Origin of the sequence: Nocardia sp. CC201C, assembly GCF_030010695.1 — a bacterium.
In the GTDB taxonomy this organism is placed as follows: domain Bacteria; phylum Actinomycetota; class Actinomycetes; order Mycobacteriales; family Mycobacteriaceae; genus Nocardia; species Nocardia otitidiscaviarum.
On sequence record NZ_JASCXP010000445.1, the window covers coordinates 1 to 6,018 of the forward strand.

Sequence of the window (6,018 nt, forward strand, 5' to 3'; positions counted from 1 at the left end):
GGAGGGAAGAACCGAGACCTCCAGCGCCGCGAACCCGCCCGCAGCGAAGCGGAGGGCAAATCGAACACAGCACCCGCCCGGAGCGAAGCGGAGGGCAAATTAGACACAGCTCACTTCCGGAGGATCAGATCGAGGGCCTCCGCGCGGGAGGAGGGGCTGCTCTGCAACAGGCCGCGCACCGCGGAGGTGGTGGTGCTGGCTCCCGGCTTGCGGATGCCCCGCATGGCCATGCACAGGTGTTCGGCCTCCACCACCACGATCGCGCCGCGCGGGTCCAGCTTGCGCATGACGGCGTCGACGATCTGGCTGGTGAGGCGCTCCTGCACCTGCGGGCGCTTGGCGTAGAGGTCGACCAGGCGGGCGAGCTTGGACAGGCCCGTCACGCGCCCGTGCGGGCCCGGAATGTAGCCGACGTGGGCGACGCCGTGGAAGGACACCAGGTGGTGTTCACAGGTCGAGTACATGGGGATGTCGCGGACCAGCACGAGTTCCTGGTGGCCTTCGTCGAAGGTGGTGTTCAGCACCGCGTCCGGCTCGGTGTAGAGACCGGCGAACATTTCCCGGTACGCACGGGCGACGCGTCCGGGGGTATCGATGAGCCCCGGACGGTTCGGGTCCTCGCCGACCGCGATCAGCAACTCGCGTACGGCGGCTTCGGCGCGCTCCTGGTCGAACGGCCGACCGGTGTCGAGCGCGATCGGGCCGGAGACGACGCGGTTGTTGGCCGACAATCGGCACCTCCTGTGTTCAAGGTCCGCGCCTGACCGGCACGGCCGGTTCGCGGTCTCGGTGTCCCGGGCCGGATGAACCGAGCCCGGGACCGCGAACCCATCGAGAGTATCCAAGCGGCCGTCAGCGACGACCGTTCGGTCCGTCCCAACCGTTGTCGTCGTCCTCGCTGTTCCCGCCGGGCTGCGGGGCGGCCTGACCGGGCTGATAGCCCTGCTGCCCGTACTCCGGCTGCTGCGGGGGCCGCTGGTAGCCGTACTCCGGCTGCCGACCGCCCGCGGGCGCCCAGCCGCCGACGTTGGGCGGCGCGGACGGCTGTCCCTGCTGCGGATCCTCCTGCGGCGGCCAGCCGGGAGCGGACCATCCGGCCGGGGCGCCGTAATCGGGCCGCGAACCGTGCGTTCCGGTCTGGCGACCGCCGTAGGCGGGGGCGGGCGGGGCCGGGTAGCCCGCGGGGGCGGGCTGCGGGTAGCCCTGGGGCTGTCCGGCCGGGTAGCCGGCGGGCTGCGGATAGCCATTGCCCGGTACCGGTGCGGGCTGCTTCGACAGGTCCGGTGTTTCCTCGGGCCACGGCTCGCCGCGCTCGGCGGCTAGTTCGCGCGGGGTTTTCACCGGCGGACGATCCGAGGGCACCCGTTCGCCGAAATCGTTGAAAGCGGTGATGCGCGGGCGCTTGTCGACCGTTTCCAGCACCGCCTCGAGATCCTTGCGGTGCAGGGTCTCGCGCTCGAGCAGGGCGCTGGCCAGGGAGTCCAGCTCGTCGCGGTACTCGTTGAGCACCGACCACGCCTCGGTGTGCGCGGCCTCGATGAGGTTGCGCACCTCCTCGTCGATCTCGCGGGCGACCTCGTGCGAGTAGTCCGAACCGGTACCCATGGACCGGCCCAGGAACGGATCGCCCTGCTCCTGCCCGTAGCGCACCGCGCCCAGCCGGGCGCTCATGCCGTATTCGGTGACCATGGCCCGCGCGATCTTGGTGGCCTGGTCGATATCCGAGGACGCACCGGTGGTGGGCTCGTGGAACACCAGTTCCTCGGCGGCCCGGCCGCCCATGGCCATGACCAGGCGGGCGATCATCTCCGAACGGGTCATCAGACCCTTGTCGTCCTCGGGCACGGTCATGGCGTGGCCGCCGGTGCGGCCGCGGGCCAGGATGGTGACCTTGTAGACGGGTTCGATATCGGGCATCGCCCATGCCGCCAGGGTGTGCCCGGCCTCGTGGTAGGCGGTGATCTTCTTCTCGTGCTCGCTGATGATGCGGGACTTGCGCCGTGGGCCGCCGATCACGCGGTCCACGGATTCCTCCAGCGCGGCACTGGTGATCAGGTTGCCGTGCTCACGCGCGGTGAGCAGCGCGGCCTCGTTGATGACATTGGCCAGATCCGCGCCGGACATGCCGACGGTGCGCTTGGCCAGCCCGTCCAGATCGGCGTCGGGCGCGATCGGCTTACCCTGCGAATGCACCCGCAGAATCGAGCGGCGGCCCGCGAGGTCCGGGTTGCTGACCGGGATCTGGCGGTCGAAGCGGCCCGGACGCAGCAGCGCCGGATCGAGGATGTCGGGGCGGTTGGTGGCCGCGATGATGATGACGCCGGTGCGCTCGCCGAAGCCGTCCATCTCGACCAGCAGCTGGTTCAGCGTCTGCTCGCGCTCGTCGTGGCCGCCGCCCAGGCCAGCGCCGCGCTGGCGGCCGACCGCGTCGATCTCGTCGACGAAGATGATGCAGGGGCTGTTCTGCTTGGCCTGGTCGAACAGGTCGCGCACCCGGGAGGCGCCGACGCCGACGAACATCTCGACGAAGTCGGAGCCGGAGATGGTGAAGAACGGCACCCCGGCCTCGCCCGCGACGGCGCGCGCCAGCAGGGTCTTGCCGGTGCCGGGCGGGCCGTAGAGCAGTACGCCCTTGGGGATCTTCGCGCCGAGGGCCTGGTAGCGAGCCGGGCTCTGCAGGAAGTCCTTGATCTCGTAGAGCTCCTCGACGGCCTCGTCGGCGCCCGCGACATCGGCGAAGGTGGTCTTGGGCATGTCCTTGGACAGCTGTTTGGCCTTGGACTTGCCGAAGCCCATCATGCCGCCGCGGCCCCCGCCCTGCATGCGGGCCATCACGAAGATGAACAGGCCCAGCAGCAGGATCATGGGCAGCATGAACAGCAGGATCTGGCTCAGCCAGGAGTCCTGTTTGACGGAGGTGTTGTACTTCGCACCGGTCTCCTGCACGTCCTGCAGGATCTGCGCGGACACCTCACTGCCGCCCGGATACTTGGCAATGATCTTGGTCTGGCCGTCGGTGGCATCATTGCCGTTCTTCAGCGTGATGCGCAGCTGCTGTTCTTTGTCGTCGATCTGGACCTGATCGATGTTGTCCTTGTCCTGGAGCTGGGAAAGCGCCACCGACGTGTCGACGTTCTTCCAGCCGCGCGTGTCGTTGCTGAAGTAGCTGACCAGGTAGATCACGAGCAGGAAGCCCGCGACTATGGCCAGGTTGCGGAACACAGTCTTGCGGTTCATAGAGCGTCGGCCGGCGGGCCAGTCCTTTCCGGTGATTCCGGTTTTTGCCTGCGATGCTGTAGAGCTTGCGTCACGAGCGCGCCCGTTTCCATACGGAACGGATGCGGACATGCCACGTTACCGCGTACGGTCTACATCGTTACATCGCGAGGTTCGGCAGCTTGTGCAGTTCAACAGGTAAACGGCCGGAGAACGCGGGTGGTTCCCCAACCATCTGCCGCAAAACCCTTCGGGCGAGCATGGTGAGCGTCGGCCCAAGTGGCCACAATCATGGCATGTTCGCCCTATCGTGACCGACAACACAACACGAGCGTAGGGGGTATGGACATCGTCGAGCTACGGACACCCACAGCGATCGTCCGTCACGGCAACGGGCGGTTGACGGTGCTGAGACCAGGAACAGACGGCGAGCGCGTCCTCGATGTGCCGGTAGGCGACCTTCTCAAGGTCAGGTTGAACCGGCGCGCCGACGACGCCGTCGTCATCGAAATCTATCTCAGGTACCCCACCCCCGTACTGACGGGCGTCCCCGCCGACCGCACTCCCCTACCCGTCCTCATCGCCGAACACGATGTGCCCGCGGCCACCGTGATCGTCGAGCGGATCAACAACCAGATCCTGGCCACCCAGCGCCTCGAGGTCGCCGCCCCCGACCTGACACCGCCCACTCCGGCCTGGGGACGCGGCGGACCGGCGCGCGCCGACGTGGACCGCGCGGCCCGGCGGATGGCTCCCAAGCGGGAGGCCAAGACCGCCGTCGCGGCGCTGAACCGCTACGTCACGCCCGGCGAGTACGTACTGGAGACGGCGGTGGTGACGGCCCAGCCGCCCGCGGGCCGGGGAGCCGGACTGCTCGCGGTCACCACCGATCGGATGATCTTCATCTCCACCGGCTCCGGACGCCGGTACGCACACGAGATGCCCATCGCGGCACTGCTGTGGGCGCGCACCACCGACGATTCGGAGACCACGGGCGCCGCGCCCGGTGAATACGGCGTCGATATCCACGACGGCAATGTGACACTGCACTTCACCGGCAATGACCGGGCGGATACCGAACGGATCACCGGCGGGCTCAATTTCGCCATTCAGCGCGAATCGGCCGACGGTGCGGCCGGACCCGCCGATCCGGGGGTGGCGAAGCTGTACGCCGAATGGGAGCTGCTGGTCGAGCGGCATTCCCTGGGCATGGTGGACGACGCCCAGTTCCAGCGGTACGGACGCGGCATCCTGCGTTCGCTGCCGGACTGAGGACGCCGGACCGAAGGACACGGCGGACCGAAGGACACCGATAGCGCCGAGTTTCTCGTGCCCGCCACGCTGACGCGCGGCGGGCACGGTCGGTCGAGGAGGGCGACCCGCAACGCGGACGGTGACCGCCCGTCACACCGATGACGCAGGGTTCAGTCCTCCGGTTGCAGGGTGATGCGACGCCAAGGACTGCTGGGGCGGTTCCACAGGCGCAGCAGTTCCATGCGGCGGTCGACGCCACCGGATTTCAGTTCGGCCAGGTCCTCGCAGGCCTGCCAGTAGGTCCAGCCGGTGAGGTAGGCGTCGCCGAACTGCCGCCAGTTGCGGTATTTGCGCTGGGCCAGTGGGAGGGCCCGCAGCAGGTAGTCCCAGGCCACGTCGGCGTCGAGGTAGCCGGCGGTGTAGGCCATGCGGGCCACCGCGACCACCCGGGCCAGGTCCCACGCCTGGATGTCGGTGGGCAGCGGGCGCACCAGATGGTCGGTCAGGCCGAGTTTGATGGCCTGGGACCAGATGTCGTAGTCGCGGACCAGCGCCTCGGTGTTCTCCATGCCGCGGAAGGCGCCGACCTGACGGAGGAAGGCGCGGTGGCGGTCGGCGCGTTCGCCGAAGCGGTCGCGTTCGGGGGAGTTGACGGCCGCCACGACCAGGGGGTGTACCAGGGCGTACAGCGGGCCGTGCATTCCGTCGAGCAACTGTTCCATGGAGGCCATGGCCTCGGTGCCGTCGGTGATGCCCCAGGCTCCGGTCAGGGTGTCGATGGCGAGTTCGCGGCGGTCGCCGAGGGGATGTTCGCGTTCGGGTCCGAGCAGTAGCGCGTCGTGGAAGGCGTCCCAGCGCGCCGAGTAGAAACCACCGAGAGCCAGGGCACGCAGTTCGTCGTCGTTGACCTGCGCACCGGACCAGTGGTCGTCCTCGCGCTGGTCGAGTTCCGGGTAGGGGAAGGTCGTCAGCGTGGGCACGTCGCGGGCGGGCATACCCCGATTGTTCCGCATGGATCTCGAGACGTCCGCTATTCGCCACAGGGCGTGCGAAGGTTCACCTCGAATCCCCAGCGTGCGCGCCGGATCGCGACGCCGCGCCCACGATGTTCACGGCGTGTGTCCGCCGAGCAAATGTCTGATTCATGCCCTGTCACACAACGAAATCGGACGCTACCCTCTGGGCCATGAGTAGGAATATCACCCTGCTGCGCGGCCTGGAGCCCCCGGCCACTGAGCAGGAAATCTTCGCCGCCGCACAGGAATACGTGCGCAAGGTGGGCGGAGTGTCGGGTTTGACCACTACCACGAAACCGGCGGTGGACAAGGCGGTGGCGGCCATCGCCGCCGCCACCACGCAATTGCTGGCGGAATTGCCCGCCCGCGGCGCGATTCCGGAGACCGAACCGCAACCGGTGCGCGAGGCCGCCAGCGGCGAGTAGTCAGCACCACGCCGCTCGACCACACTCGCCGACCGTCGACCGCCGACCGTCGACCGCCATCCGCCGACCAGCCGACCGCACGAGGCGACCGGCGACCGCCACCCGCC

At 68.6% G+C, this 6,018-nt stretch carries 5 protein-coding genes; 2 read left to right on the top strand and 3 right to left on the bottom strand.

What is annotated here, in order from left to right; all coding sequences use genetic code 11:
* Positions 1-110 precede the first annotated feature (110 nt).
* Positions 111-731 (bottom strand): GTP cyclohydrolase I FolE, encoded by a 621-nt coding sequence (folE, locus tag QK444_RS31160; protein ID WP_029925192.1) that lies wholly within the window; start codon positions 729-731, stop codon positions 111-113.
* 121 nt (positions 732-852) lie between these two features.
* On the bottom strand, positions 853-3,237 hold the full coding sequence (gene ftsH / locus QK444_RS31165) for an ATP-dependent zinc metalloprotease FtsH (RefSeq protein WP_282785662.1): 2,385 nt from the start codon (positions 3,235-3,237) through the stop codon (positions 853-855).
* Between the two features lie 321 nt (positions 3,238-3,558).
* Between ftsH and QK444_RS31170 the strand changes: the two genes are divergently transcribed.
* Entirely contained in the window at positions 3,559-4,488 is a 930-nt protein-coding gene (locus QK444_RS31170) for a hypothetical protein (protein ID WP_029925189.1), read from the top strand.
* A 152-nt stretch (positions 4,489-4,640) separates the two neighbouring features.
* Here QK444_RS31170 and QK444_RS31175 read toward each other — a convergent pair whose 3' ends face one another.
* Entirely contained in the window at positions 4,641-5,465 is an 825-nt protein-coding gene (locus QK444_RS31175) for a DUF1266 domain-containing protein (protein ID WP_282785663.1), read from the bottom strand.
* 191 nt (positions 5,466-5,656) lie between these two features.
* Between QK444_RS31175 and QK444_RS31180 the strand changes: the two genes are divergently transcribed.
* On the top strand, positions 5,657-5,911 hold the full coding sequence (locus tag QK444_RS31180) for a DUF2277 domain-containing protein (protein ID WP_029925185.1): 255 nt from the start codon (positions 5,657-5,659) through the stop codon (positions 5,909-5,911).
* Positions 5,912-6,018 lie beyond the last annotated feature (107 nt).

What these genes read in the sequence shown, in the direction of transcription:
- ftsH (WP_282785662.1), bottom strand. Translation starts at nt 3,237, where the DNA reads ATGAACCGCAAGACTGTGTTCCGCAACCTGGCCATAGTCGCGGGCTTC.
- QK444_RS31170 (WP_029925189.1), top strand. Translation starts at nt 3,559, where the DNA reads ATGGACATCGTCGAGCTACGGACACCCACAGCGATCGTCCGTCACGGC.
- QK444_RS31175 (WP_282785663.1), bottom strand. Translation starts at nt 5,465, where the DNA reads ATGCCCGCCCGCGACGTGCCCACGCTGACGACCTTCCCCTACCCGGAA.
- QK444_RS31180 (WP_029925185.1), top strand. Translation starts at nt 5,657, where the DNA reads ATGAGTAGGAATATCACCCTGCTGCGCGGCCTGGAGCCCCCGGCCACT.